The 24,091-nt window shown below is 61.9% G+C and carries 27 protein-coding genes and 1 tRNA gene; 13 read left to right on the forward strand and 15 right to left on the reverse strand.

Annotation, left to right across the window (positions count from 1 at the left end):
• Positions 1–55: 55 nt before the first annotated feature.
• The 3 genes from ACP7AL_RS14170 to ACP7AL_RS14180 all read left to right on the forward strand — a co-directional run bounded on the left by ACP7AL_RS14170 (position 56) and on the right by ACP7AL_RS14180 (position 2,677).
• Positions 56–445, forward strand: a complete 390-nt coding sequence (locus ACP7AL_RS14170; RefSeq protein WP_425992240.1) for a RidA family protein — start codon at positions 56–58, stop codon at positions 443–445.
• Between the two features lie 269 nt (positions 446–714).
• Positions 715–1,119, forward strand: coding sequence for a nucleoside diphosphate kinase regulator (rnk, locus tag ACP7AL_RS14175; protein WP_425992242.1), 405 nt, complete (start codon positions 715–717; stop codon positions 1,117–1,119).
• 163 nt (positions 1,120–1,282) lie between these two features.
• On the forward strand, positions 1,283–2,677 hold the full coding sequence (locus tag ACP7AL_RS14180; RefSeq protein ID WP_051054983.1) for a homospermidine synthase: 1,395 nt from the start codon (positions 1,283–1,285) through the stop codon (positions 2,675–2,677).
• A 75-nt stretch (positions 2,678–2,752) separates the two neighbouring features.
• Here the strand turns inward: ACP7AL_RS14180 and ACP7AL_RS14185 are convergent, their stop codons facing one another.
• The 14 genes from ACP7AL_RS14185 to ACP7AL_RS14250 all read right to left on the reverse strand — a co-directional run bounded on the left by ACP7AL_RS14185 (position 2,753) and on the right by ACP7AL_RS14250 (position 13,352).
• The gene (locus ACP7AL_RS14185) at positions 2,753–3,493 is read right to left on the reverse strand and encodes an acetoacetate decarboxylase (protein ID WP_006018861.1); all 741 of its coding nucleotides are present in this window, start codon (positions 3,491–3,493) and stop codon (positions 2,753–2,755) included.
• A gap of 108 nt (positions 3,494–3,601) precedes the next feature.
• On the reverse strand, positions 3,602–3,931 hold the full coding sequence (locus ACP7AL_RS14190; RefSeq protein ID WP_425992244.1) for a hypothetical protein: 330 nt from the start codon (positions 3,929–3,931) through the stop codon (positions 3,602–3,604).
• Between the two features lie 132 nt (positions 3,932–4,063).
• Positions 4,064–4,780 carry an MgtC/SapB family protein gene (locus ACP7AL_RS14195; protein ID WP_425992246.1) on the reverse strand — a complete coding sequence of 239 codons (717 nt, stop codon included), beginning with the start codon at positions 4,778–4,780 and terminating at the stop codon, positions 4,064–4,066.
• A 16-nt stretch (positions 4,781–4,796) separates the two neighbouring features.
• On the reverse strand, positions 4,797–5,816 hold the full coding sequence (locus ACP7AL_RS14200; RefSeq protein WP_425992963.1) for a WD40 repeat domain-containing protein: 1,020 nt from the start codon (positions 5,814–5,816) through the stop codon (positions 4,797–4,799).
• Positions 5,816–6,868: a CobW family GTP-binding protein gene (locus ACP7AL_RS14205; protein WP_425992248.1), complete on the reverse strand. Its 1,053-nt coding sequence runs from the start codon at positions 6,866–6,868 to the stop codon at positions 5,816–5,818. Before ACP7AL_RS14205 ends, ACP7AL_RS14200 begins: the two co-directional genes overlap by 1 nt.
• 51 nt (positions 6,869–6,919) lie before the next feature.
• The gene (locus tag ACP7AL_RS14210) at positions 6,920–7,813 is read right to left on the reverse strand and encodes a metal ABC transporter substrate-binding protein (protein ID WP_425992250.1); all 894 of its coding nucleotides are present in this window, start codon (positions 7,811–7,813) and stop codon (positions 6,920–6,922) included.
• A gap of 11 nt (positions 7,814–7,824) precedes the next feature.
• Positions 7,825–8,694: a metal ABC transporter permease gene (locus ACP7AL_RS14215; RefSeq protein ID WP_006018855.1), complete on the reverse strand. Its 870-nt coding sequence runs from the start codon at positions 8,692–8,694 to the stop codon at positions 7,825–7,827.
• Positions 8,695–8,701: 7 nt separating this feature from the next.
• Entirely contained in the window at positions 8,702–9,457 is a 756-nt protein-coding gene (locus ACP7AL_RS14220) for a metal ABC transporter ATP-binding protein (RefSeq protein WP_425992252.1), read from the reverse strand.
• A gap of 2 nt (positions 9,458–9,459) precedes the next feature.
• The gene (locus tag ACP7AL_RS14225) at positions 9,460–9,657 is read right to left on the reverse strand and encodes a hypothetical protein (RefSeq protein WP_425992254.1); all 198 of its coding nucleotides are present in this window, start codon (positions 9,655–9,657) and stop codon (positions 9,460–9,462) included.
• 132 nt (positions 9,658–9,789) lie between these two features.
• Complete coding sequence (locus ACP7AL_RS14230) at positions 9,790–10,287, reverse strand: hypothetical protein (RefSeq protein ID WP_425992256.1); 498 nt, start codon at positions 10,285–10,287, stop codon at positions 9,790–9,792.
• Positions 10,284–10,877: a permease gene (locus ACP7AL_RS14235; RefSeq protein WP_425992258.1), complete on the reverse strand. Its 594-nt coding sequence runs from the start codon at positions 10,875–10,877 to the stop codon at positions 10,284–10,286. The genes ACP7AL_RS14230 and ACP7AL_RS14235 overlap by 4 nt, the downstream gene beginning before the upstream one ends.
• 13 nt (positions 10,878–10,890) lie before the next feature.
• Positions 10,891–11,265: a fluoride efflux transporter CrcB gene (gene crcB, locus ACP7AL_RS14240; RefSeq protein WP_006018850.1), complete on the reverse strand. Its 375-nt coding sequence runs from the start codon at positions 11,263–11,265 to the stop codon at positions 10,891–10,893.
• Positions 11,266–11,340: 75 nt separating this feature from the next.
• Entirely contained in the window at positions 11,341–11,937 is a 597-nt protein-coding gene (locus tag ACP7AL_RS14245; RefSeq protein ID WP_006018849.1) for a superoxide dismutase, read from the reverse strand.
• Between the two features lie 173 nt (positions 11,938–12,110).
• Entirely contained in the window at positions 12,111–13,352 is a 1,242-nt protein-coding gene (locus ACP7AL_RS14250) for an MFS transporter (protein WP_006018848.1), read from the reverse strand.
• A 106-nt stretch (positions 13,353–13,458) separates the two neighbouring features.
• Between ACP7AL_RS14250 and ACP7AL_RS14255 the strand changes: the two genes are divergently transcribed.
• From ACP7AL_RS14255 to ACP7AL_RS14265, 3 genes are all read left to right on the forward strand, one after another.
• Complete coding sequence (locus ACP7AL_RS14255; protein WP_425992261.1) at positions 13,459–13,983, forward strand: GNAT family N-acetyltransferase; 525 nt, start codon at positions 13,459–13,461, stop codon at positions 13,981–13,983.
• Positions 13,984–14,092: 109 nt separating this feature from the next.
• Positions 14,093–14,578 carry a cupin domain-containing protein gene (locus ACP7AL_RS14260; RefSeq protein WP_006018846.1) on the forward strand — a complete coding sequence of 162 codons (486 nt, stop codon included), beginning with the start codon at positions 14,093–14,095 and terminating at the stop codon, positions 14,576–14,578.
• A 294-nt stretch (positions 14,579–14,872) separates the two neighbouring features.
• Positions 14,873–15,934 (forward strand): ketopantoate reductase family protein, encoded by a 1,062-nt coding sequence (locus ACP7AL_RS14265; protein ID WP_425992264.1) that lies wholly within the window; start codon positions 14,873–14,875, stop codon positions 15,932–15,934.
• A gap of 67 nt (positions 15,935–16,001) precedes the next feature.
• Here the strand turns inward: ACP7AL_RS14265 and ACP7AL_RS14270 are convergent.
• A tRNA-Met gene (locus tag ACP7AL_RS14270) sits at positions 16,002–16,078 on the reverse strand.
• A gap of 323 nt (positions 16,079–16,401) precedes the next feature.
• Here ACP7AL_RS14270 and ACP7AL_RS14275 point away from each other — a divergent pair.
• The 7 genes from ACP7AL_RS14275 (at position 16,402) to ACP7AL_RS14305 (ending at position 24,090) form a co-directional block, all read left to right on the forward strand.
• Entirely contained in the window at positions 16,402–17,832 is a 1,431-nt protein-coding gene (locus tag ACP7AL_RS14275) for a coniferyl aldehyde dehydrogenase (protein ID WP_425992266.1), read from the forward strand.
• A 63-nt stretch (positions 17,833–17,895) separates the two neighbouring features.
• Complete coding sequence (locus ACP7AL_RS14280) at positions 17,896–19,503, forward strand: GMC family oxidoreductase (protein ID WP_425992268.1); 1,608 nt, start codon at positions 17,896–17,898, stop codon at positions 19,501–19,503.
• 111 nt (positions 19,504–19,614) lie between these two features.
• Positions 19,615–20,400: an SDR family oxidoreductase gene (locus ACP7AL_RS14285; protein ID WP_006018842.1), complete on the forward strand. Its 786-nt coding sequence runs from the start codon at positions 19,615–19,617 to the stop codon at positions 20,398–20,400.
• Between the two features lie 88 nt (positions 20,401–20,488).
• Positions 20,489–21,346 carry an MBL fold metallo-hydrolase gene (locus ACP7AL_RS14290; protein ID WP_425992270.1) on the forward strand — a complete coding sequence of 286 codons (858 nt, stop codon included), beginning with the start codon at positions 20,489–20,491 and terminating at the stop codon, positions 21,344–21,346.
• A gap of 106 nt (positions 21,347–21,452) precedes the next feature.
• Positions 21,453–22,295: a fumarylacetoacetate hydrolase family protein gene (locus tag ACP7AL_RS14295; RefSeq protein ID WP_006018840.1), complete on the forward strand. Its 843-nt coding sequence runs from the start codon at positions 21,453–21,455 to the stop codon at positions 22,293–22,295.
• Positions 22,296–22,367: 72 nt separating this feature from the next.
• Positions 22,368–22,985: a glutathione S-transferase family protein gene (locus ACP7AL_RS14300; protein WP_425992272.1), complete on the forward strand. Its 618-nt coding sequence runs from the start codon at positions 22,368–22,370 to the stop codon at positions 22,983–22,985.
• Positions 22,986–22,998: 13 nt separating this feature from the next.
• Positions 22,999–24,090 carry a hypothetical protein gene (locus ACP7AL_RS14305; protein WP_425992274.1) on the forward strand — a complete coding sequence of 364 codons (1,092 nt, stop codon included), beginning with the start codon at positions 22,999–23,001 and terminating at the stop codon, positions 24,088–24,090.
• Position 24,091: the final 1 nt, after the last annotated feature.

Raw genomic sequence — 24,091 nt, forward strand, 5'->3', positions numbered from 1 at the left:
GCATTGCGGGGCCTGAAATGAGCCCCGCAATTCTGCTGTCACAAGGAAAAGACCAATGTCCCGCCGCCTGATTTCATCCGGATCGCCCTTCGAGAAGATCGCCGGCTACAGCCGCGCCGTGGTCGATGGCGACTTCTGTTTCGTCGCCGGCACCACAGGCTATGACCTCGTGACAAAGGTCCTGCCGGACGACGTCGCCGAGCAGACCCGCAACTGCTTCAAGACCATCGGCATCGCGCTGAAGGAAGGCGGCTTCGAGATGGCCGATCTCGTGCGTGCGACCTACTACGTCACCGACGCCAAGGATTTCGACGCGGTGTTCGCCGTGTGCGGCGAAACGCTCGGCGACATCCGTCCAGCCGCGACGATCCTTGCGGTCTCCGCGCTATACAAGCCTGAAATGAAAGTCGAGATTGAAGTCACCGCGAAGCGCCGCACGGCCTGATCGAATTCAAGCGCCAAGATGCCGCGGTCCGCGCGTTGACTTTCGCGCGGGCCTGCCTACGTTGAAAAGATCATGTTGAACATCTGCAATAACCGCTTGCTGTTTCGCGCAGGTCGCCTCCAAACCGGACGGTGACCCGGACGGACGCGCGTCTGCGCCGTTCCGGGTCATTGCAGTTTCTCAATCCCCACACTGAAGTCTTGACCAGAAACCCGGCGCTTCGCGCCGACGCCTTGCGTTGTGAATCTCGACGCAAGGAGGAGTATGACATGATCGACTATCTGCAGCCCGAACTGCCCCCGATTTCCATGCGCATGTGCGACGCCAATCGGCTTCGCAACATTGCCGAGGCCGCGTCCGAGAAATATCCGCAGACCACCGAATTCCTCGCACGGGAAATCGAGCGAGCAGAAATCCTGCCAGACGCCCGATTGCTGCCCGGTCTTGTGACGATGGAATCAGAGGTGACCTTCCGGGATGACATCAGCATGCAGGAGCGGGCGGTGACGCTGGTCTATCCCGAGGCAGCCGACGTCGATGCCGGCAGGATTTCGATTCTGACCCCGATCGGCGCCGCACTCATCGGCCTGTCGGTGGGACAGACCATCGAGTTCCAGACACCGGGCGGCCGTTGGCGCTCGCTGACCGTGCTCAGGGTTCAGCAGCCCCGATAACACGGCGTCATAAGACACCTTTATGAAAATCCCGGCGGCAAAGCACCGTTGCCGCCACGCCTGAGTTGCCGTAGTTCTTCTGCGCGGCAGCATTTCCCTGTGATCCGGAGTTCTGATTTTGAGCAAATTCCCCGTTTACGCGCGCATCACCGGCCCCATCGTCATGGTCGGCTTCGGCTCGATCGGCAAAGGCACGCTGCCGATGATCGAACGGCATCTCGACTACGACAAGTCGCGCATCACGGTGATCGATCCCAAGGATGAAGGCCGCAAGGCGCATTGCGAAAAACACAATGTGCGCTTCATCCAGCAGGCCGTGACCAAAGACAATTACCGCGAACTGCTGACCCCGCTGCTCACCGAAGGCGGCGGCCAGGGTTTCTGCGTCAATCTCTCGGTCGATACCGGCTCCACCGATATCATGGAGCTCTGCAACGAACTCGGCGCGCTCTACATCGACACCGTCAATGAGCCTTGGCTGGGCTTCTACTTCGACGCATCGAAGGGCCCGGAAGCACGCTCCAACTACGCCCTGCGTGAAAACACGCTGGCCGCCAAGCGGGCTCGTCCGCCAGGCTCGACCACGGCCGTCTCCTGCTGCGGCGCCAATCCCGGCATGGTCTCGTTCTTCGTCAAGCAGGCCCTGCTGAACGTCGCCTCCGACCTCAAGCTCAATGCCCCGAAGCCGAAGACCAAGGCTGAATGGGCGGACCTGATGCGCCAGGCCGGCATCAAGGGCATCCACATCGCCGAACGCGACACCCAGCGCTCGAAGAAGCCGAAGGAGCCGGATGTGTTCGTCAACACATGGTCTGTCGAAGGCTTCCTGTCGGAAGGCGTGCAGCCGTCCGAACTCGGCTGGGGCACCCATGAAAAGTGGATGCCGGAAAACGCACACACCCACGAGGCCGGCTGCGGCGCAGCGATCTATCTGATGCAGCCCGGCGCCAACACGCGCGTGCGCACCTGGTGCCCGACCCGCGGCGCGCAATACGGCTTCCTCGTCACCCATAACGAGTCGATCTCGATCTCCGACTATTTCACGGTGCGCGACGCATCGGGCACGGTCATGTATCGGCCGACCTGCCACTATGCCTATCATCCCGCGGATGACGCGGTGCTCTCGCTGCACGAAATGTTCGGCCGCGCGGCGAAGATGCAGGAGAAGCATCACATCCTTGATGAAAACGAGATCGTCGACGGCATCGACGAGCTCGGCGTGCTGCTGTTCGGCCACGACAACAATGCCTACTGGTATGGCTCGCAGCTCTCCATCGAGGAGACGCGGAAACTCGCGCCCTATCAAAACGCCACTGGCCTGCAGGTGACCTCCGCCGTACTCGGCGGTATGGTGTGGGCGCTGGAAAACCCGAACGAAGGCATCGTCGAAGCCGACGAGATGGATTTCGACCGCCTGCTGGAAATCCAGATGCCCTATCTCGGCCCGGTGAAGGGTTACTACACCGACTGGACGCCGCTGACGGATCGGCCGGGTCTCTTTCCGGAAGACATCGACACCAGCGATCCCTGGCAGTTCAAGAACGTTCTGGTCCGGTGAACACCTGACGGATCTGGAATGTTGCAATGGCCGGGCTTGCCCCGGCCATTTGTTCTTGAGCGTCGCATCTCGCCTTTACTTCGCCAGATAGTCGAACGCGACCGTACCGAGCCCCAGCGTCAGATCGGTCTTGTAGTGAAGCGCGGAGACCACCTCCCGCACCGGCAGGCGCGCGACATCGGCGAGTGCATGGGGAAACAGACCCAGCGCTCCCGGGCCGGTCCAGGCCTCCTTCAGCGTCACATCTTCCAGATAGTAGCGCACCAGCTCGCAGATGCGTGGTGTCCCGTCCACATGCGGAATGATCTTCAGCATGAAGTTCGGCGCTGCCAGCCCCTTCACCAAAGTATCGTGGTCAAACGCGCGGTGCTTGTAGCCCATGGTCGCGCTGGCGCAGAGTACAGAACCGTAGTGCAGCGTACCGACGAGGACATCGGTCTCCACCACGAGCTTTGGTGACGCGAGCTTCTTGGGAAATCCCCACAGTTCGCGTCCGCCCGCGATCGGCGCATCATCGTCGAGATACATCGAATGGACGTAGGCGCCCTCTTCGCCCTTGAAGCGAACCGGAATCACCTGACCTGTTTCGGTGTAATCGCCGAACCCGGTGGAGTCGGGCATGCGGATGAATTCATACTTCACCAGATCGCCAGTCACCTCGAGCGGCTCGGGCACGACTGCCCGCAACGCCTCGGGATCGGTGCGATAGGTGATGACAAAAAACTCGCGATTGAAGAAACGATAGGGTCCGGGCGGAAACGAAGGATTGGTGAGCGGCATGGCATAGGCCGTGCGCCTGACGTCATCGATTTTCATCTTTGATGCCCCATAGCTGTGCGTCGCATTTGTCGCGGCGCAAGTATGGCTGCGGATGCGAGCACTGGCGAGGCTCAAAAAGCGGCAGAATATTTCCGGCGCGATAAACTAGTTCTTGATCGGCTCGCCGGTCTTTTCCGCAGGCGCGGGCGGCAGCGCGGGCTTCGCGCCCGCCTTCTGAGCGTCGGCATTCGGCCGCGCCGGTTCTGGCGCAGGCGTTGTCGGCCTTGTGCCGCCCGGCATCGATTCCGCCGGGCCATCGCTTTTCCCGGCCGGAACTGAAGGCTGCGATTCCGTCGGCTGCGTTGTTTGCGCCAGATGAATCTCGCCCCGCGATGCCAGTTGCATCAGCGAAATTCCGGACAGCGTCAGACCGGCGGCGATCAGGATCGCGGACAGGATGAGATCGGTTCGATTGGCCCGCTTATCAGGAGTCATCTCGGCACCCGTTGATTGCCATTGCAAGAGCCAACGGATGGTCACAGCGATGGTTCCGGGATCTGCCCGCGTGCGCGATGTCGCACTCAATGAATTGTGATTGAAAAAAAGGAACCCGGGAGACCGGAGGGATCAGTCCTTGGTGCTGACGTCCCATGTCGCATGACGAACGCCCGGCCGCCGCGCAAGATCGGCTGTGACCGCATCGAGTTCCTTTGCGTCCACCGCGGTACTCACCAGGGTTGCGACGATCTCCACGACATCTTCCGCGCGCTCCATCACATTGACGTCGCTGACCGGATATTTTGCCGCCTCCAGTTTTTCGACCAGAAGGTCACGCACCGCGTCCATCGATTCAGTATCCACCGTGAGCCTGATTTCGTAGGTCGCTTCCGACGCACGCTCGTCCAGCGGGCTGCGGTTGATGGCGTTGACGAGCGGCCGCAGCAGCGTGTTTCCGGCCAGCACGAAAGCCGTCAGCGTCACCGCCTGCGCCAGCATATCGGCCCCCGCGCAGCACCCGACCGCCGCCGAGCCCCATAATGTTGCAGCCGTGTTCAGGCCGCGGACATTCATGCCTTCTTTCATGATCACGCCGGCACCGAGAAAGCCGATCCCCGACACCACATAGGCAATCACGCGCACGGCCCCGTCGGCATCGGCGAGCTGCATGGCGAGATCGACAAAAGCCGCCGCGCTCACCGCGACCAGCACATTGGTGCGCAGTCCCGCTGTGCGCAGACGGTACTGACGCTCGGCGCCGATCAGGGTGCCGAGCACGAACGCCGCCGTCAGGCTGACGAGAGTGTCGAGAAAATCAAAAACCTGGAATGTCGTCAGGAACCGCATGACGATTGCTTACTCACTACAGCGTGAGCAGTCCAGCGTCGCCGTCTTCGCTGGCAAAGGCCAGCAGCGATCCCTTTGCATTCCATGCCAGCGCGGCCACCGGCTCGCCCGCATTCCTGCGCACCAGGATTTCCGCGCCGTCCTCGATGCGCACCATCAGGATGGTACCGTCGCTGTAGCCGACTGCGAAAACATCGTCCTTGGGATGGCATGCGACCACCGTCGCCTTGGCCTGCAACGGCGCAAGCATCCCCGGCTCCTTGCCCATCGGGCCGTCCTTGCTGGCGAACGGCCACAGGATCACGCTGTCCGAGCCGGAGGTGGCGAGGAATTTTCCGCCGGCGCTCCATGACATCGAACGCACCCGCGCCGGATATCCGGTCATCCGCATATGGCGGGAATCCGCCAGCCGCCAGCCGTGCAGCGCCGCTTCATGCATCGAGGTGACAAGAAAACGGTTATCCGCGCTGAAGGTGACGCCGAGATGCGAGCCCTTCCATTCCAGAAATTCGGGCTTCGCGCCCATGTTGGGAAACCACAGCGTCACGCCGTTGTAATGTGCGATCGCAAGCCGGACGCCCTTCGGCGCGAAGGCCAGCCCGCCGACGGTCGACGGCACGTCGAGCGATTTCTCGTCGCCCTTCGGCGCTTTCACATAAGCCGTCTTTCCTGCCGACCACGCCACCGCGCCATCGGAATGCAGCGCGACATTGTCGATCCAGCGGCGCTTGGCGTCGATGGCGAGCGTCACGATGTTCGACTCGGCATCGAGAGAGATCAGCTTGCCGTCATCGCCGCCCATGACGATGCGCTTGCCGTCTGAGGCCGAGCACAGGATGCCGCCGCCGTGCACTGCGACCGGCGTTGCCTCGCCGTCGCTGACCGCGAAGGTGACGCTCTCTTCCGCGCCGACAAACGCTGCGACGTCGCCGAGAAAATGCACGGCAGTCGCAGGCGCATCCAGCTTCACGTTGGTAACGCGATCAGTGACGGAAACGATGGAGGCCGTTTCCGGGGCCGGATTGAAGTCTTTCATCACGCGATGGTTTTCGCGAAGCCGTCGCGGATCGCCTGGTCGGGCAATTCGCGGCCGATGAACACCAGACGGCTTTCACGCTTCTCGTCATTGCGCCATTTCCGCTGATGGTCACCCTCCAGCATCATGTGGACGCCCTGGAACACATATCGGTCGTCATCACCCTTGAACGAGAGAATGCCCTTGGAGCGCAAAATCTTCTCGCCATCCTTGGCGACCAGTTCCTGCAGCCAGGGCATGAACTTGGTCGGGTCGATCGGCTTGTCGGTCCGCAGCGACAGCGACTGCATGTCCTCGTCGTGATAGTGCTTCATGCCGCCGTGGGAATGACCATGGTCGTGATGATGGTCGTGGCCATCATGATCATGGTGATGATGATCGTGGCCATGACCGCCGTCGTCCAGGAATTCCGGTTCGATTTCGAGAATCCGGTCCAGATCGAACGCGCCGCGTTCCAGCACATCCGACAGTTTCACCTGTGCACGTTCGGTCCGGTGCAGAGTCGCATAGGGATTGATCGCACGGATCCGGGCCTCGACTTCGGCCAGTTCCGGCTTGGTCACAAGATCCGTCTTGTTCAGCACGATGACGTCGGCAAACGCGATCTGGTTCTTGGCTTCCGGCGCATCCTTGAGGCGGTCGCTCAGCCACTTGGCGTCGGCCACCGTCACCACGGCATCAAGCATGGTCTTCTCGCGCACGTCTTCATCGACGAAGAAGGTCTGCGCCACCGGCGCCGGGTCGGCGAGACCGGTGGTTTCCAGAATGATAGCGTCGAACTTGCCCTTGCGCTTCATCAGGCCGTCGATGATACGCACGAGGTCGCCGCGCACCGTGCAGCAGACGCACCCGTTGTTCATCTCGAACACTTCCTCGTCCGCGCCGACGATCAGATCGTTGTCGATGCCGATCTCGCCGAATTCGTTGACGATCACGGCGTATTTCTTGCCGTGGTTCTCGGACAGGATGCGATTCAGCAGCGTGGTCTTGCCCGCACCGAGGTAGCCGGTGAGAACGGTCACGGGGATCTTGTTGGCAGCGGCTTCAGACATGGAATCTCCAGGCAAATCAGGAACACGCCCGGCGGCGGGGTGGCCCCTGCCCTAGCTCGAAAGCGCGCTCGTCAGGGCCTTTATATTGTGCCGGACCAGATCAATGTAAGTGGGGGCCGGGCCCTTTTCGTCGGTCAAACTGTCCGAATAGAGCGTTCCGCCGATATTGGCCCCGGTCTCGGCGGCGATCCGCCGCATCAGGCGCGGATCGCTGACATTTTCCAGAAAAACAGCCGGAATTTTCTGCTTTTTGATCTGGGAAATGATGGCTGCAATGTCGCGGGCGCTGGGCTCGGATTCGGTCGAGACGCCCTGCGGGGCGATGAATTTGATCCCATAGGCGGCGGCAAAATAGCCGAAGGCATCATGGGTCGAGATCACGCTGCGCCGCTCGGGTGGAATTTTTGCCACCGCGTCCCGGACATCACGATCCAGCGCGTCGAGCTTTGAGAGATACGAAGCGGCATTGGCCTTGTAGGCCTCCGCTCCCGCCGGGTCCGCGGCGATCAGCGCATCGCGGATGTTGGCGACGTAGGTTTTTGCGTTGACCACCGATTGCCAGGCATGCGGGTCGGCATCGGAGGGATCATGGCTGTGGCCATCCTCGATCTTGCGTGTCGCGATGCCTTTGGTGGCGACAACGGTCGCCGCCTTGCTGCCTGACGATTTGACCAGACGCGGCAGCCAGCCTTCGAGGCCGAGGCCATTGACGATCACCAGCTTGGCGTCGGTGATCTTTTTCGCGTCCGACGGTGTCGGCGTATAGACGTGAGTGTCGCTGTTGGGTCCAACCAGCGTCGTCACGTTCACGCGCTCGCCGCCGACATTTTTTGCGAAGTCGCCAAGGATCGAAAATGTCGCGACGACGTTAAGCCGCTCCTGCGCCTGCGCCGGTTCGGCAGCAGCGAATAGAACAACAGTCAGAATCGCAAGGATATGGCGCATCGGACGTCCCATCACGCTTCGAGATGGCGGCCCGGAAAGAGCTGCCGAACCAGGCCGCTGACGCTCCCGAACAGGACCGACACGACATAGAGGCCAGCACATACCAGAATGATCGCCGGTCCCGACGGCACCTTGGTGTGGAACGACACCAGCAACCCGGCGAAACCCGACAGCGCCGCACTCGCCACCGCAATGCCAATCATGCCGGTGATGTCGCGCGACCAGAACCGGGCGATGCCCGCGGGCAGGATCATCAAGCCTACTGCGAGCAATGTGCCCAGCGCGTGAAAGCCGTTGACCAGATTGATGACGACGAGCGCCAGAAACGCCAGATGTGCGGGCGCGCCTGCACGGCTCACCGTGCGCAGGAAGACGGGATCAACGCATTCGATTACCAGCGGGCGGTAGATCACCGCCAGCACCAAGAGCGTGATGGTGGCGTTGAACGCAATCACCAGCAGAGTCTGGTCGTCCATCGCCAGAATGTTGCCGAACAGCACATGCAGCAGATCAATATTCGTGCCCTTGACCGAAACGATGGTGACGCCGAGCGCCAGCGACACCAGATAGAACGCTGCCAGCGAGGCGTCCTCCTTCAGTTCGGTGCTGCGCGCGACAAGGCCCGACAGAAGCGCAACCGTAAAGCCAGCAATCAGGCCACCGAATGTCATCGCGAACAGGTTGAGACCCGACAGCAGAAAGCCGACCGCCGCGCCAGGCAGGATTGCATGGGCCATGGCGTCGCCGACAAGGCTCATCCGCCGCAGCATCAGGAACACCCCTATCGGCGCGCCGCCGAGCGACAGCGCGATCACGCCGGCCAGCGCGCGGCGCATGAACTCGAATTCGATGAAAGGCGCGATCAGCGCATCATAGATCATGACAGTCTCACGCCGCCTGCGACGGTGCGTGCTCGGCGCACGGCACAGCCGCATCATCGAACGCTTCGCACATGTGACGCGCGGCCAGAAGATTTTCGGCCGTCAGCACATCCGGCGTCGCGCCCCACGCAACGGGTGAGCGCGCCAGCAACAGTGTTTCGGGAAAATTCGCGCGCACCAGTTCCATATCGTGTAATGCCGCCAGGACGGTGCGCTTCTCGGTGTGCCAGCGCCGCACCAGCGCAATCAGGTCGGCGGAGGTTTTCGCATCGATGGCGTTGAACGGCTCGTCCAGCACGATCACGCGCGCGTCCTGCAACAGCACGCGGGCAAACAGCATGCGCTGCATCTGCCCACCGGACAGTGTTCCGATCGGACGGTTCTCGAAGCCGCTCAATCCCACCGCTGCCAACGCCTCGCGGATTCGATGCTGCTCGTCCTTGCCGAGCCCGCCGAAAATGCCCTTGCGGCGCCAGAGGCCCGCGCCGACGAAATCGTAGACCGAGATCGGGAAACTGCGATCGATGTCGGCGGTTTGGGGCAGATAGGCGATGTCGCGCGGGTTCAGGCTGCCGAGGCCGATGACCCCTGCCAGCGGCTTGAGAATGCCGACAATGCCGCGAAACAGCGTGGACTTGCCGGCGCCATTCGGCCCGACCACCGCCACCAGCGCACCGGCGGCGACCTCGCCGCTCAGATGATGCACGGCGGGATGCCGGTCATAGCCCAGCGTGACGTCGCGGAATGTCAGTTGCGCGGACATGCTCACCTCATCGCCAGCAGCACCACGGCCCACAGGCCGGCGCTGATCGCCACGGCGCCTGTCAGGCGTGCCGCCAGCGTCATCCGCAGGATCGACCAATGGACCGGCTGGGCCGGATGCGGCGATGCAGGGCCATGGCTGTGCGGATGAGGACCGTGTGAATGGTGGTGAGGGTGGGAATGCCCGTGCGAATGGGCCATGAGGTCCGCTTTCCAGGTCCAGTGAGGCTGAGAGGCGCTGGACCCCTCAAATTGCTCAGAAATGTTATATTATAACATAACCCGCGTCCACAGGCCCGCAATGCTTCTGGACCCCACAGGGCCGTTACGGCTTCAAGGTTTACCAATCACCATCACGATGGCGGCAGCCAGGAACGGGAACGGGACCGACACCACGCAACGGAACCAGACAAACCGGGCCGGCATGAACGGGATTTCCCACAAGATCACCCGCTGGAATGCAAACAGGGCCCATGCGACCACATAGGCGACCACCTGTGGGGTTCCACCACCGCTCTTGAGCGCAACCGCCCCGATCGAAAAGCCGACCACCGGCCCTCCCGGCGTCGCTGCACCGGCAACCACCGCGGTGGCGACGCCAAGCCATCCAGTGTCCGGCCCCAGCCCCCCGACGATCACTTCCGACGGGATGATCGCGGCAATGAATCCTGACCCGATCACGCCGAGCGCAATGCGCGGCACGATGTTGATGAAATCCATTCCGCCGTTGCGGAGCGCCGAGCCCAGCACCGTCTTATCTTGCCGCCACGCGATGACGCTCACGCCGATGAGTGAGCCCCACAGCAGAATGTCGATGATCAGCGCGGTCACAGCTTGAACCTGTGCCGCACGCGAACATAGACGTAGCGCCCGAGCGCACCGGCGAGGATCGGCATCGGCAGCGAGATCACGATGCGCCAGAGCGTGAAGTCGGCGCCCATGATCGGCATTTCCCATGCCACCGCGCGGCCGTAGCCTATCAGCGTCCAGCTCACCACCATGGCGATGGTCGCACCGAAATCCGCACCGACTGCGAGCAAGGCGCTGGCGACAGGATAGGCGGTGAAAGGTCCGCCGGGCAGGATCGCGCCGAACGCCGTCCCGATCATCAAACCCTTCAGGCCGGATTCAGGCCCGAGCGATTTCGACACCTTGTCGTGCGGCAGCACGGCGGCGATCAACCCGCCGAGCAGGCAGCCGGCGAGGACGCGCGGCATGATCTCGCCGAACAGCGAGACATCGTGGGAAAGAATGGTCCATACGCCGTCGAGGCCGTCGCGCCGCCACACCAGCGCGGCGCTGATCACCACAAGCGCAGCGATGATGAACGTCGACCAGCCGAACGGTTTGCGCTTGCTGCGCGAGACGGTTTCAGCACCCTCTTCGTCGTCGGCAGGTTCGGTTTTGGGGAGTTTGGACAAGAAGAACTTTCGCTCAGGCGAAATGCCGGACCAGCGCGAGACCGCCGATGAGTCCCGCAATCGACAGCACCACCGATCCGACCACGTAGAACAGGGCCAGTCCCATTTCGCCGCGCTCATACAGCGTCACCGCATCGAGCGAGAATGCCGAAAACGTGGTGTAGCCGCCAAGAATCCCGGTCATGACGAACAGCCGCCACGGCTGCGATGCCTCACCCTTGAAGGCGAGATAACCGGCGATGAGCCCCATCACCAGCGAGCCGGTGATGTTGATCACGAACGTGCCGTAGGGAAAATTGAGGCCGCATGCACGGGCGCAGCCGACATTGACCGCATGGCGAAGCGACGCGCCCAGACCACCGCCGACAAAGACAAGAACATAGTTCATGGGAACTCAGGTTCGCCTGAATGTCGTTCTAAAAAAGGGGCCGCAAATTGCGGCCCCTTGAGTTCAATGCGCTGGTTAGGCCTTCTCGAACAGGGACTCGACGTATTCCCAGTTCACGAGGTGATCGACGAACGCCTTGAGATAGTCAGGGCGGCGATTGCGGTAATCGATGTAGTAGGAATGCTCCCACACATCGACGCCGAGGATCGGCGTCGCGCCATGGACCAGCGGGCTCTCGCCGTTCAGCGTCTTCGAAATTTCGAGCTTGCCGTTCTTCACCGACAGCCACGCCCAGCCCGAGCCGAACTGGCCGACACCGGCCGCGATGAAGTCGGTCTTGAACTTCTCGAGACCGCCGAGATCCTCGTCGATCTTCTTGGCGAGCTTGCCGGGAAGCTTGTCGCCGCCGCCGTTGGGCTTCATCCAGTTCCAGAAATGGTTGTGGTTATAGTCCTGGCCGGCGTTGTTGAAGATCGGCGCGTTCTTGCCGAACGAGCCCTTCACGATGTCTTCAAGGGACTTGCCCTCAAACTCGGTGCCCTTGATCAGATTGTTGAGGTTGGTCACGTAAGCCTGGTGATGCTTGTCGTGATGATATTCGAGCGTCTCCTTCGACATGTACGGCTGGAGCGCATCATGAGCGTAAGGCAAATTCGCGAGCGTGAAGGTCATGGGTCAACTTCCGGAAATTGTGGGTGACGAGGTGTCAACGCGGCGCACTATAGAAGGTTTCCCGGAGAGGGAAACAGGGTTGCCGCACTGAATCGCGATGATGGCCGGATCGCCCCGCAGAGCGGGTAGTGCCGGACCATCGTTTTTACAAATCGCCTTATTCGGACAGCCTCTTAAGCAGCCTCGGGCAGCGCTCCGGCCAGTTCGTTCTTGGCCTTCGGCGGCCGCACATTCATCAGCATCTGGAACGACCCCGCGATCAGGCCGATGATAACCGCGCCCTTCCAGGCCAGATCATAGCTGCCGAGACGATCGAAAATCAGGCCGCTGCCCCAGGCGCCGATAAACGATCCCACCTGATGGCTGAGGAAGGCGATACCGGTCAGGGTCGCCATGTAGCGCAGTCCGAACAATTGCGCGACGAGACCGTTCACCAGCGGCACGACGCCGAGCCAGAGCGAGCCCATCACCGCCGCGAAAATCAGCGTCGATGTCGGCGTGGCGGGAAGGAGGAAATACACCGCGATCGCAAGCGAACGCACAATGTAAATGCCGCCGAGCAGCAGTTGCTTGGGATAACGTCCTCCCAGCCAGCCGAACGCGTAGGACCCGAACACATTGAACAGCCCGACCAGCGCCAGCGCCGTTGCGCCGAGCGACGGATCAAGGCCGCAGATCGCAAGATAATTCGGCAGATGTGTCGTGATGAAGACAAGCTGCAGCCCGCACACGAAGAACGCGAGCGCCATGATGACGTAGCCGGAATGTCCGAGCGCCGACTGGACCACCGCGCCAAGCGACTGGTTCACATCGTCCGCCTTGTCGATCTCGATCTTGTCGGCCTTGCCCGCGCTGAAGGCTGACGGAAGCATGACACAGGCCAGACCGATGAAACCGACCAGAGCGATCTGCCAGCCGGATGTCGAGATCAGGGTCTGGGCCAGTGGCGAGGCGATCACCAGACCGATGGAACCGGCGGCTGAAATCGCCCCCATGGTGACGCTGCGCTTGGCCGCGGACACCGCCCGCGCCGAGACGGTCATGCTCATGCTCGACGCCGTGCAGGACAGCGCGATGCCGACGCAGATGCCGCAGCCGAACGTGAAGGCCAGCGCCGTGGTCGCGAAGATCATGGTGACGAGGCCGAGAATGTAGACAAGGACACCGATGAGCATCACGTAACGGGAGCCGTAGCGGTCGGCGAACATGCCGACGAAAGGCTGGGTGATGCCCCACATGATGTTCTGGATCGCGGTGGCCAGCGAGAAATCCGCGCTGGTGATCTGGGTATCATGCAGGATCGAGGGCTGGAAAAGCCCGAAGCTCTGCCGCATACCCATCGACAGGCTCAACATGACGGACGCGCCGATCAGGATCGACCACTTCTGGTAGGAGCTGAGCTGAGAAGCCTGCATTGTAAAAAATTCTCCCGATATGGCGTTCATAGTCGCATCGGAATCGGCATTTTACATCTGCGCAAAGAACAAGGCTGATGTGCGCGCCCCAAGGACAGGCGATCGGATGAGCATCGAAATCGATATCGCGACCGGTAATACGGCCTGGCCCGCGGTCAAACCGCTGTTGTCGGCGGTCTGGCCGCCGGAGGTCGTGAAAGCAGCACCCTGGGGCCACATCGTCTTCGCCCATGCCGACCTGCGGGTGATGATCGAACTGGACGGCGATGTCGTCTGCCATGCCGGGATTTATCGCCGCACCGGCACCTGGAACGGCCGCAAGGTCACCATCGGCGGAATCGGCGGCGTGGCGACGCGCGAGGATGTCCGCGGCCGCGGCTACGCGACGCTGGCCATCAACGCGGCGATCCACACCCTGACCGAGGAACGTGCCACCGACTTCGGAATGCTGTTCTGCGAACCGCACAACACTGCATTTTACGAAAAACTCGGCTGGCAGACTTTCAACGGCACCGTGTACGCAGAGCAGCCCGGCGGACGCGCGCCGTTCACGGCGATGGCGCCCTATGTCTTCAAGATCAAGCGCCTGCTGCGCGAAGGCACGATCGACCTCTGCGGCCTGCCCTGGTGAGCGAAGCGAATACGCCTGAAGAGTTTTAAACAGGGCTCTCTCCATTGCCCGTTCTGAAAGGCCGGGCTAGCCTCCCTTCACAACAAGAAAAGCAAGGGAGCGAACCACCATGAAAAAAATCAGAACTGCTTTGACGATCGCGGGATGTGCCGCTGTCGCGATGATGTTTCAGCCGGCAGCGCAGGCCGAAACAGATGCCGATGGCTTCATTCGAATCAAGCAGGGCGAAGAGCAGTACAAGAATCCGTTCGGTGTCGGGGTCGAGGTGGCGACACTGTTTGGCGATCCATCAAAGCCCGGCATCTACGTGCTGCGCATCAAGTGGCCACCGGGCATCATGAGCAAGCCGCACAAGCATCCCGAAGACCGGCATGTCGTGGTGCTGTCCGGCACCTGGTACACCGGCACAGGCGAAGCGTTCGAGCCGCAGAAGGCAATCCCGCTCAAGACCGGCGCCTACATGATGCATCCGAACGGCAAGGTGCACTGGGACGGCACGCGCGAGGAAGGCGCGATCATCCAGATCACGGGATACGGACCAAGCGGAAACGCCTTCAGCAAACCGGATGAGCCGCAATTCGGCAAAACCAACTGACAAGACCAAATAAAAGCCGCCCCAATCGGGCGGCTTTTTCCAGAGGCAGGCGCACGACAATCGACACGGCCATCGCGGCCAATAGCCTGCCCAAAAGCCCAAAACGGGCTGGTATATGATTGTTATGTATACCAACTTGCGTTAGATACGGGCGCCCTTCCACCCGAAGGCCTATTTTCCCTGCGATGTTAAGGATCTGGCCTGAGCCGTTCTTTGCCCCGGCAGGATTTCTGATGTGACAGACACTCTCAGCCCGGTTGTGTTGAGACGGCGTAATTTTGAGGACGAGCAAGCATGGCACGCAACATTCTGATTCTTGGAGCCTCGTACGGCTCGCTGCTGGGAACAAAGCTGCTGATGGCCGGTCACAACGTGACGCTGGTTTGCCGCAAGAACACCGCGGAACTCATCAACCGTGACGGCACCGAAGTCCGCATCCAGCTTCGCGGCGAACCGGCGCACCGCTCTATCTTTTCGCGCGACCTGCCCGGGAAACTGGACGCCACCTCGCCCGACAAGGTCGATCTGTCGCGTTATGATCTCGTCGCTCTTGCCATGCAGGAGCCGCAGTACACCAACCACACGATCCGCGTTCTGATGATCAAGATCGCCGCGGCGAGGCTGCCGTGTCTGTCGATCATGAACATGCCGCCGCTGCCCTATCTCAAGCGGATCGACGCTCTGGCGAACATGGACCTCGAAGAGGCCTACACCAATGCGCAGGTCTGGGAACGGTTTGAGCCGGGCCTCGTGACGCTCTGCTCGCCCGATCCGCAGGCCTTCCGTCCGCCGGAGGAGCCGGCGAATGTCCTTCACGTCGGCTTGCCGACAAATTTCAAGGCTGCGACATTTGCAGATGAGGCGCACAACAAGCTGCTGCGCGAACTCGAAGCCGATATCGACGCGGTGACGCTCGACGGCAAGGACGTTCCGGTGAAGCTGAAGGTGTTCGACTCGCTGTTCGTCCCGCTGGCGAAGTGGTCGATGCTGCTGACCGGAAACTATCGCTGCATCACGCCCAACGATCCCCAGCCGATCCGCGAGGCCGTGCATCGCGATCTGAATCTCTCGAAGTCGATCTACAACCATGTCGATGCGGTCGCGCGAAAGCTCGGCGCGGACCCGGAAGATCAGGTGCCGTTCGAGAAATACGCCAAGGCCGCGGAAAGCCTGCTCAAGCCGTCGTCAGCCGCACGCGCGGTGGCCAGCGGCGCGCCTTTCATTGAGCGGGTCGATCTCTTGGTGAAGCTGATCTCGCATCAGCTTGGAATGCCCAATGCCGATATCGATCGCACGGTCGAAGTCGTCGATATGAAACTGGGCGAGAAGATCGTGCCGGGTGGATCCGCAGGATAGCGGCCGCTGCCGTAACCCGGCCAAAGAAAAACCCTTCCAGATCATTGATCTGGAAGGGTTTTTTGTTTGGTTGCGGGGATAGGATTTGAACCTATGACCTTCAGGTTATGAGCCTGACGAGCTACCGGGCTGCTCCACCCCGCGATAAACCGGTGCGCACCTTCACACGACCGACGACAGTTCAACGCCAAAAGCGTCGTTCCAACCCGTCCGGAGGCGAGAGAAGGCTACCAGGGCAAGACGCCCGTGGTGCGAGGCGTATGTACCAACGACACCCCGCTTTGGAAAGGCCTGCGGGCGATCTTTTTCACGATTTTATGACGGCCGTCCAAGGGACTGATGCCATGGCGTTTCTGCGGCTCGCGTCCAAGCGGGCTTGCCAACAGGGCCGCGACATATCAGCCTTCAGTCAATCCAAATAAGGCATGGCATCCAAAAGCCGGCCACGAGGAAACCCGGGGAGACCGATGAATCAGGCCGTCAGGAATCCCGCCGCAGGCGGCATCGAGGATGTGTTCCGCCGCGCCATGGCGCTGTCGCGTGCGGCAGAACCTTCCCTTGCAGAGCGCCGCGACCGGCTCGCCCGGCTGCGCGCCCTTGTGGTGGAGAATGAAACCCGGTTCGACGAGGTGATCTCGGCAGATTTCGGCAATCGCTCCAGGACGGAGACCCTGATCGCCGAGACGCTGTTCGTCCTCGCGGAGATCAAGCACGCGACCAAGAATCTCGGCCGCTGGATGGCGCCGAAGCATGTCGCGACCGAACTGCAATACTTCCCGGCGAAGAACAAACTGCTGCCGCAGCCGCTCGGCGTGGTCGGCATCATCGCGCCGTGGAATTATCCATTGCAGCTCACACTCGCCCCTGCCGTCGCCGCCATCGCCGCCGGCAACCGCGTGATGATCAAGCCGAGCGAACTGGTGCCGCGGTTTTCCGCGCTGCTGCAGAAGCTGATCGCGGAAAAATTCGACGATACCGAAGTGACGGTCACCGGCATCGACGGCGATATATCCGAGCGGTTCGCGGCGCTGCCGTTCGATCATCTGATCTTCACCGGCTCGACCCGCGTCGGGCGGCTGGTGGCGGAAGCCGCGGGCCGCAACCTGACGCCGGTGACCCTCGAACTCGGCGGCAAGTCGCCGGCCATCATCGATCGGTCCGCCGACATCAACGAAGCCGCCGAGCGGATCGTCTACGGCAAGCTGATGAACGCCGGACAAACCTGCATCGCGCCGGACTACGTCCTGATCGCACGTGGCAACATGGACGAGTTCATCGCCAGGGCGAACAGCGCGGTCGCGCGGATGTTCGGCACCAGCCCCGACAACAAGGATTACACCTCGATCGTTTCGGACAAGCATTACGCCCGGCTCGAAAGCCTTGTGCAGGACGCCGCCGCGCGGGGCGGCAAAATCGTGCAGCCGGCGAGCGCCGACAATCCGGCGTGGAAAGCACAACGGAAATTCCCGCCAACTTTCATCAGCGGCGCCACCACCGACATGAAGGTGATGCAGGAGGAAATCTTCGGGCCGATCCTGCCGGTGTTCGCCTGTGACACCACCGACGCAGCCATCGCTCATATCAACGCGAATGATCGTCCGCTGGCACTGTACTGGTTCGGCAAGGACGACGCCGCGCGGGATCAGGTGCTCGCACGCACCGTCTCCGGCGGTGTCACCATCAATGATTGCCTGTTTCATTTCGTGCAGGCCAATCAGCCGATGGGCGGCGTCGGCGCATCAGGCACCGGCGCCTATCACGGCGAATGGGGCTTCCGCACGTTGAGCAAGATGAAGCCGGTGTTCTATCGCTCACCGTTCAACCGGCTCGCAGACCTGTACCCGCCCTATGGCAGCAGGATCGCGCGCCTGATCAAGCTGCTGCGTTTCATGTCGTAAACTTTTCAGATCAAGACGACCGGCATCAATGCCGGCGTAAACAATGCTGTCAGGGGGCAGATCATGGCGGACACGCTCGATTACGTGGTTGTGGGCGCGGGCTCGGGAGGCTGCGCGGTGGCAAGCCGCCTGTCGGAAGACCCAAATGTCTCGGTCGCGCTGCTGGAAGCCGGCGGCAAGGACGACAACTGGGTCGTGACCACGCCCGGCGCGCTGATTTTCATGGTGTCCGGCCCGGTCAACAACTGGGCGTTCGAAACGGTCCCGCAGCCCGGCCTCAACGGCCGCAAAGGCTACCAGCCGCGTGGCAAGGGCCTCGGCGGATCGTCATCGATCAACGCGATGTGCTACATCCGTGGCCACAAGGCCGACTACGATCGCTGGGCCTCGCTCGGCAACACGGGATGGTCGTATGCCGACGTGCTGCCCTACTTCAAGCGGTCCGAAGACAACAGCGAACTGGACGGCTTCTATCACGGCAAGGGCGGCCCGCTCAGCGTCACCAAGCTGCAAACCGACAATCCGGTTCAGGACATCTACCTGCAGGCCGCGCGCGAGGCACAGTTCCGGATCAACGAGGACTTCAACGGCGAGGAACAGGAAGGGCTCGGCGTTTATCAGGTCACGCAGAAGAACGGCGAACGCTGGAGTGCCGCGCGCGGCTACATCCATCCGTTCATGGATACACGCAAGAACCTGCATGTGATCACCGGCGCGCATGCCACGCGCATCCTGTTCGACGGCAAGCGTGCGACCGGCATCGCGTATCGCCGGGGCAAGGAGACGAAGCAGGTCAAGGCGCGGCGCGAAATCGTCCTCGGCCTCGGCGCTTTCCAGACCCCGCAACTGCTGATGCTGTCCGGCGTCGGCGATCAATCCGAACTCGCCAGGCACGGCATCGCGCCGGTGCATCATTTGCCCGGCGTCGGCAAGAACCTGCACGATCACCCGGACTTCGTGTTCGGCTTCCGCTCGGACAATCCGAACTTCACCGGATTGACGCTTCCGGGCATCAAACGCATCATCAAATCGATCTTCCAGTATCGCCGCGAGCGCCGCGGCCCGATGACATCGAACATCGCCGAATGCGGCGGGTTTCTCAAAACCCGGCCCGATCTGGATTTGCCGGACATTCAACTGCACTTCTGCATGGCGGTGGTGAACAACCATGGCCGCACGCCGTTCTTCGGCAGCGGCTTTTCCTGCCACGTCTGCCTGCTGCGGCCGAAAAGCCGCGGCAGCGTCTGGCTGCAAAGCGCCGATCCGATGCAGCCACCCGCCATCGACCCGAATTTCTTTGGCGATCCCGACGATCTCGAGGCGATGGTCGCAGGCTTCAAGACAACCAGGCGCCTGCTCGATGCGCCCGCGCTGAAAGCCCTTCAAACGTCCGATCCGTTCACCGCTGGCGTGGAATCCGACGACCAGATTCGCGAGGCTTTGCGTGCGCGGACCGACACGGTCTATCACCCGGTCGGCACCTGCAAGATGGGCGTCAATGATCCGATGGCCGTGGTCGATCCAAGGCTCAAGGTCTACGGCATCGAGGGCCTGCGCATCGCGGACGCATCGATCATGCCCGAAGTGATCGGCGGCAATACCAATGCCCCCACCATCATGATCGGCGAGAAGGCGGCCGACATGATCAAGGCAGAGATGCGCGCCCCTTGATTGCGCGCGCCGCATAGATCAGGCATGACGGCTTATCTACCCAACACCGCCGACAGTTCCGTGACCGGTTTGCGGCGGAGACAAGAAACCCAGCAAAAACGGGAGTAACCAGTGGATCTCGGAATTTCAGGACGGCGCGCGATTGTGTGCGCAGCAAGCAAGGGTCTGGGCCGCGCCTGCGCGATCGCGCTGGCGAATGAAGGCGTGCATGTCACGATCACGGCGCGCGGCGCGGAAGCCCTCGCCAGGACCGCAGCGGACATTCGCAAAGCCAGCCCCAAGGTGACGGTGACGGAAGTCGTCGGCGACATCACCACACCGGCCGGACGCGAAGCCGCGCTGAAGGCTTGTCCCGATCCGGACATCCTGATCAACAATGCCGGCGGGCCGCCGCCGGGCGATTTTCGCGACTGGTCCCGCGACGACTGGATCAAGGCGCTCGACGCCAACATGCTGACGCCGATCGAACTGATCAAGGCGACGGTCGACGGCATGATGGCGCGCAAGTTCGGCCGCATCGTCAATATCACGTCCGCCGCGGTGAAGGCGCCGATCGACGTGCTGGGATTGTCGAACGGCGCGCGCAGCGGTCTCACCGGTTTCGTCGCCGGCATCGCGCGCAAGACCGTGATCGCCAATGTCACCATCAACGGCCTGCTGCCGGGACCGTTCGACACCGACCGCATTCGCGGGCCGATCGCGCAGAAGGCCGCGGATGCGCAAGGCATTTCCGTCGAGGATCTGCTGAAGCAGCGCGCCAAGCAGAACCCCGCCGGACGCTTCGGCGATCCGGAGGAATTTGGCCTCGCCTGCGCCTTCCTGTGCGGCGCCAAGTCCGGCTTCATCACCGGCCAGAACATCCTGCTCGACGGCGGCGCCTATCCGGGCACGATGTAAGCGTCACGCGCGATCAACGCAAAACAAACCCTCGGGTTGAAAACCCGAGGGTGAAAACAATACGCCGAAGCGACCGGGAGCAGGCTTGATGCAATGGACCGTGGGCCGCGTCAAAATCACCAACGTCGTGGAAATCGGAGCGACGGGCGGCACGCGATTCATTCTTCCGCAGGCCACACCTGAAGAAGCCCGGAAGCTTCCATGGCTGGTGCCGCATTATGCGAACGCCGAAGGCCGCTTGAGGCTCAATGTGCAGTCGTGGATCGTGGAGACGCCGACGAACAAGATCATTGTCGATACCTGCATCGGCAACAACAAGACCGGCCGATCCGTACCGGTGTGGAATAATCTCGACAGGCCGTTCCTGAATGACCTCGCTGCCGCAGGTTATCCGGCGGACACGATCGATACGGTTCTCTGCACGCATCTTCATGTCGATCATGTGGGCTGGAACACGAAGCTTGTCGACGGCAAGTGGGTGCCGACGTTTGCCAATGCCCGCTATCTGTTCGGCGGGACCGAATACGATTACTGGGCCGCGCACAGTTCTGCTGGCGAACACAAGGCGGTGTTCGAGGATTCGGTGCAGCCGATCGTCGATGCCGGACGCGCCGATCTGATCGGCAGCGATCACCGCATAGGTGACGAAGTATCGCTGATCGCAACCCCCGGACACAGCCCCGGCCACATGAGTGTTCTCGTCACATCCGACGGCCAGCAGGCGCTGCTGACCGGCGACGTCGCCCATCATCCCTGCCAGATGGCGCACCTCGACTGGTCGTCGACGGCGGATTCCGATCCGATCCAGTCCATTGAGGCCCGGAAAATGCTGTTTTCGCGCTTTGCGGACACGCCCACGCTGGTATTCGGCGGTCACTACGACCCCGGACACATCGTGCGCGACGGCGATGCCTTCAGGCTGATTGCGGCCCCAGAAAGCCCCTGAAAATGAGGGCGCTGCACAACGCCTCTAAAGGTTGAATTTCCCCGCGCCGTGTCGCATGAAACATCCGACGAATGAATTATCGGACGAAAACAAAGAGGAACTGCCTATGAAATTGGTTCGTTATGGCGCCATGGGCCAGGAGAAGCCCGGATTGCTCGACCGCTCGGGCCGCATTCGCGACCTGTCGGCTCTGGTCAAGGATATTAATGGCGATGCGCTCTCGCCCGCCGCCCTTGCCAAGATCGCCGCTGTCGATCCGGCGTCGCTGCCGCTGGTGGATGGCAATCCGCGCCTCGGTTCGCCGGTCACGGGCATCACCAAATTCGTCGCCATCGGCCTCAACTACGCCGACCACGCCGCCGAAGCCGGCATGGCAATCCCGTCGGAGCCGATCGTTTTCATCAAGGCCAACACCAGCCTGTGCGGACCGAACGACAATATCGAAAAGCCGCGCGGATCGACCAAGCTCGACTGGGAAGTCGAACTCGCGATCATCATCGGCACCAAGGCCAAGTATGTCACCGAAGCCGACGCCCTGAAGCACGTTGCAGGTTACGCGGTCTGCAACGACGTGTCGGAGCGGTTCTTCCAGATCGAGCGCGGCGGACAGTGGACCAAGGGCAAGTCCCACGACACCTTCGGCCCGGTCGGTCCATGGATCGCGACGGCCGACGAAATCCCCGACCCGCAGAAACTCGGCATGTGGCTCGATGTCAACGGCACGCGATGCCAGACCGGTTCGACTGCAACCATGATCTTCGGTGTGGCGAAGATCGTGTCCTACGTCTCTGAAATCATGACGCTGTATCCCGGCGACATCATCACCACCGGCACGCCGCCCGGCGTCGGCATGGGCATGAAGCCGCAGAAATTCCTCAACGTCGGCGACGTCGTCACCCTCGGCATCGACGGCCTCGGCGCGCAGCGTCAGGAAATCGTCGCGGCCTGATCGCCAACACGTTCATGGCTCCGGCGTGCGCGCCGGAGCCCGCTGCTCATTTCTCGAATTCAGGAACCCTCCATGAAGCTTGCCTATTCGCCGGCATCGCCGTTCGCACGCAAGATCCGCATCGCCGCCATGGAGCTTGGGCTGTTCGACAGGATCGAGTTTATCGTTCCGATCAAGGCGATCCCGGTCACCGAGAACGAAGAATACGCACGCAACGTCTCGCCGCTGCGCAAGATTCCGGCGCTGATCCTCGACAGTGGTCAGGTCATCGTGGATTCCTACGTGATCGCCGAGTATCTCGACGAACTCGGCGGCGGGAAGCTGATCCCCGCATCGGGTCCGGCGAAATGGCAGGCCAAGACCGAGCATTCCATTCTACAGGGCATGCTCGATGCGCTGCTGCTGTGCCGCTACGAGAGAATGCTGCGGCCGAAGGAATTGCTCTGGACCGGATGGGCGGACGATCAGTTCAAGCGCGCATGGGATGGTCTGGCGCGCTACGAGGCGCATCCCGACGTGCTGACCCGCCCGCTGGACATCGTGCAGATCGGCATCGTCTGCGTGCTCGGCTATCTCGACTTCCGATTTCCCGATTGCGGCTGGCGCAAAACCTTTCCGAAGCTCGACTCGTTCCATGAAAAAATGATGCAGCGAGACTCCGTGAAGAGCACCGTTCCGCCGCCGGCCTGATCGAGGACGGGCGATGAGCGACCGCGCAGACGACACCGATTTCAGAGCCTGGCACGCGGTCGCCGATCTCTACCACGCCTATTTCACTGGGCTGATCATGTCGCTGGTGACACGGCGCAGCACCGCCGACGCCGCGGAGTTTGTGTTCCGCGTTTTCCGGCGCCAGCACCACGAGCGCTTTCTTGCCGGCATTGAGAAGTTCGGCCTGAGCAAGGCGCCGCATGCGGTGGCCGCCGCGCAGTATCATTATCTCAGCAACCAGATCGGCGGCGTGAACGTCGAATATATGCGCGAGTCCGATCGCAAGGCCTGGATCCGCTATCCGCCGCCGCGCTGGGTCTGGCGCGGCACCGCGATCTGCGCAATTCCCGGCGAAGTTTCGGCCGCGATGCTGCGCGGCTGGCACGCCCACAACGGCGTTTCGTTCAAGAATCCTCGGATGGGTTTCGTCTGCACCAAGCAGACCGTCGACGGCCAGAACGGCCTCGAAGGCTTCTATTACGAATACGACCGCGATCTTTTGCCTGAGGGGCGGCTGGTGTTCGCGCGGCATCTCGAAGCCCCGCTGTTCGATCCGGCTGCTGCGCCGAAGCTCGCGACCGACACATGGCCGCGCGTGCGGCTGGAAAAAGCCTACCGCAACTATGCGATGGAATATGTCCGCTCCGCGCTGCCGGTGATCGTCAACCAGTTCAGCCCCTCCGATGCGGGTCATTTGTTGTATCTGACCGGCAAGCTGGTCGGCATGCAGTTCTATCCCGACATCGCTGCGAGTTTCCCCGCAGCACATGACGCCGGTCCGCAAGGCTTCGGCGCCTTCCTGCTCGAATTCCTGCGCGCCGAAGGCGACGAGGCCGATCTCGCTCAGACGCGTGGCGGAATCACGGTCTCACAGAGGCAATGGGGACTGATCGCGGGCGTTCCCGATTATCATCCGATGTGCCTGCGCGCGCTGAGCGGATTGATCGAAGGCCTGATGACGGCACATGACCGCCGCCTGTCGCTGGATTTCTCGGCCGATTCAGATCGCGCGCCGGGTCCGCTGACATGGACCATCACACAGAAGCCGCTGGCAGCGACCGATGACGGACGGTTTCCGGCGTAGC

It is taken from the genome of Afipia sp. DC4300-2b1 (genome assembly GCF_049895725.1).
Classification (GTDB): domain Bacteria; phylum Pseudomonadota; class Alphaproteobacteria; order Rhizobiales; family Xanthobacteraceae; genus Afipia; species Afipia broomeae.

What these genes read in the sequence shown, in the direction of transcription:
- ACP7AL_RS14170 (WP_425992240.1), top strand. Translation starts at nt 56, where the DNA reads ATGTCCCGCCGCCTGATTTCATCCGGATCGCCCTTCGAGAAGATCGCC.
- rnk (WP_425992242.1), top strand. Translation starts at nt 715, where the DNA reads ATGATCGACTATCTGCAGCCCGAACTGCCCCCGATTTCCATGCGCATG.
- ACP7AL_RS14180 (WP_051054983.1), top strand. Translation starts at nt 1,283, where the DNA reads ATGGTCGGCTTCGGCTCGATCGGCAAAGGCACGCTGCCGATGATCGAA.
- ACP7AL_RS14185 (WP_006018861.1), bottom strand. Translation starts at nt 3,493, where the DNA reads ATGAAAATCGATGACGTCAGGCGCACGGCCTATGCCATGCCGCTCACC.
- ACP7AL_RS14190 (WP_425992244.1), bottom strand. Translation starts at nt 3,931, where the DNA reads ATGACTCCTGATAAGCGGGCCAATCGAACCGATCTCATCCTGTCCGCG.
- ACP7AL_RS14195 (WP_425992246.1), bottom strand. Translation starts at nt 4,780, where the DNA reads ATGCGGTTCCTGACGACATTCCAGGTTTTTGATTTTCTCGACACTCTC.
- ACP7AL_RS14200 (WP_425992963.1), bottom strand. Translation starts at nt 5,816, where the DNA reads ATGAAAGACTTCAATCCGGCCCCGGAAACGGCCTCCATCGTTTCCGTC.
- ACP7AL_RS14205 (WP_425992248.1), bottom strand. Translation starts at nt 6,868, where the DNA reads ATGTCTGAAGCCGCTGCCAACAAGATCCCCGTGACCGTTCTCACCGGC.
- ACP7AL_RS14210 (WP_425992250.1), bottom strand. Translation starts at nt 7,813, where the DNA reads ATGCGCCATATCCTTGCGATTCTGACTGTTGTTCTATTCGCTGCTGCC.
- ACP7AL_RS14215 (WP_006018855.1), bottom strand. Translation starts at nt 8,694, where the DNA reads ATGATCTATGATGCGCTGATCGCGCCTTTCATCGAATTCGAGTTCATG.
- ACP7AL_RS14220 (WP_425992252.1), bottom strand. Translation starts at nt 9,457, where the DNA reads ATGTCCGCGCAACTGACATTCCGCGACGTCACGCTGGGCTATGACCGG.
- ACP7AL_RS14225 (WP_425992254.1), bottom strand. Translation starts at nt 9,657, where the DNA reads ATGGCCCATTCGCACGGGCATTCCCACCCTCACCACCATTCACACGGT.
- crcB (WP_006018850.1), bottom strand. Translation starts at nt 11,265, where the DNA reads ATGAACTATGTTCTTGTCTTTGTCGGCGGTGGTCTGGGCGCGTCGCTT.
- ACP7AL_RS14245 (WP_006018849.1), bottom strand. Translation starts at nt 11,937, where the DNA reads ATGACCTTCACGCTCGCGAATTTGCCTTACGCTCATGATGCGCTCCAG.
- ACP7AL_RS14250 (WP_006018848.1), bottom strand. Translation starts at nt 13,352, where the DNA reads ATGCAGGCTTCTCAGCTCAGCTCCTACCAGAAGTGGTCGATCCTGATC.
- ACP7AL_RS14255 (WP_425992261.1), top strand. Translation starts at nt 13,459, where the DNA reads ATGAGCATCGAAATCGATATCGCGACCGGTAATACGGCCTGGCCCGCG.
- ACP7AL_RS14260 (WP_006018846.1), top strand. Translation starts at nt 14,093, where the DNA reads ATGAAAAAAATCAGAACTGCTTTGACGATCGCGGGATGTGCCGCTGTC.
- ACP7AL_RS14265 (WP_425992264.1), top strand. Translation starts at nt 14,873, where the DNA reads ATGGCACGCAACATTCTGATTCTTGGAGCCTCGTACGGCTCGCTGCTG.
- ACP7AL_RS14275 (WP_425992266.1), top strand. Translation starts at nt 16,402, where the DNA reads ATGAATCAGGCCGTCAGGAATCCCGCCGCAGGCGGCATCGAGGATGTG.
- ACP7AL_RS14280 (WP_425992268.1), top strand. Translation starts at nt 17,896, where the DNA reads ATGGCGGACACGCTCGATTACGTGGTTGTGGGCGCGGGCTCGGGAGGC.
- ACP7AL_RS14290 (WP_425992270.1), top strand. Translation starts at nt 20,489, where the DNA reads ATGCAATGGACCGTGGGCCGCGTCAAAATCACCAACGTCGTGGAAATC.
- ACP7AL_RS14295 (WP_006018840.1), top strand. Translation starts at nt 21,453, where the DNA reads ATGAAATTGGTTCGTTATGGCGCCATGGGCCAGGAGAAGCCCGGATTG.
- ACP7AL_RS14300 (WP_425992272.1), top strand. Translation starts at nt 22,368, where the DNA reads ATGAAGCTTGCCTATTCGCCGGCATCGCCGTTCGCACGCAAGATCCGC.
- ACP7AL_RS14305 (WP_425992274.1), top strand. Translation starts at nt 22,999, where the DNA reads ATGAGCGACCGCGCAGACGACACCGATTTCAGAGCCTGGCACGCGGTC.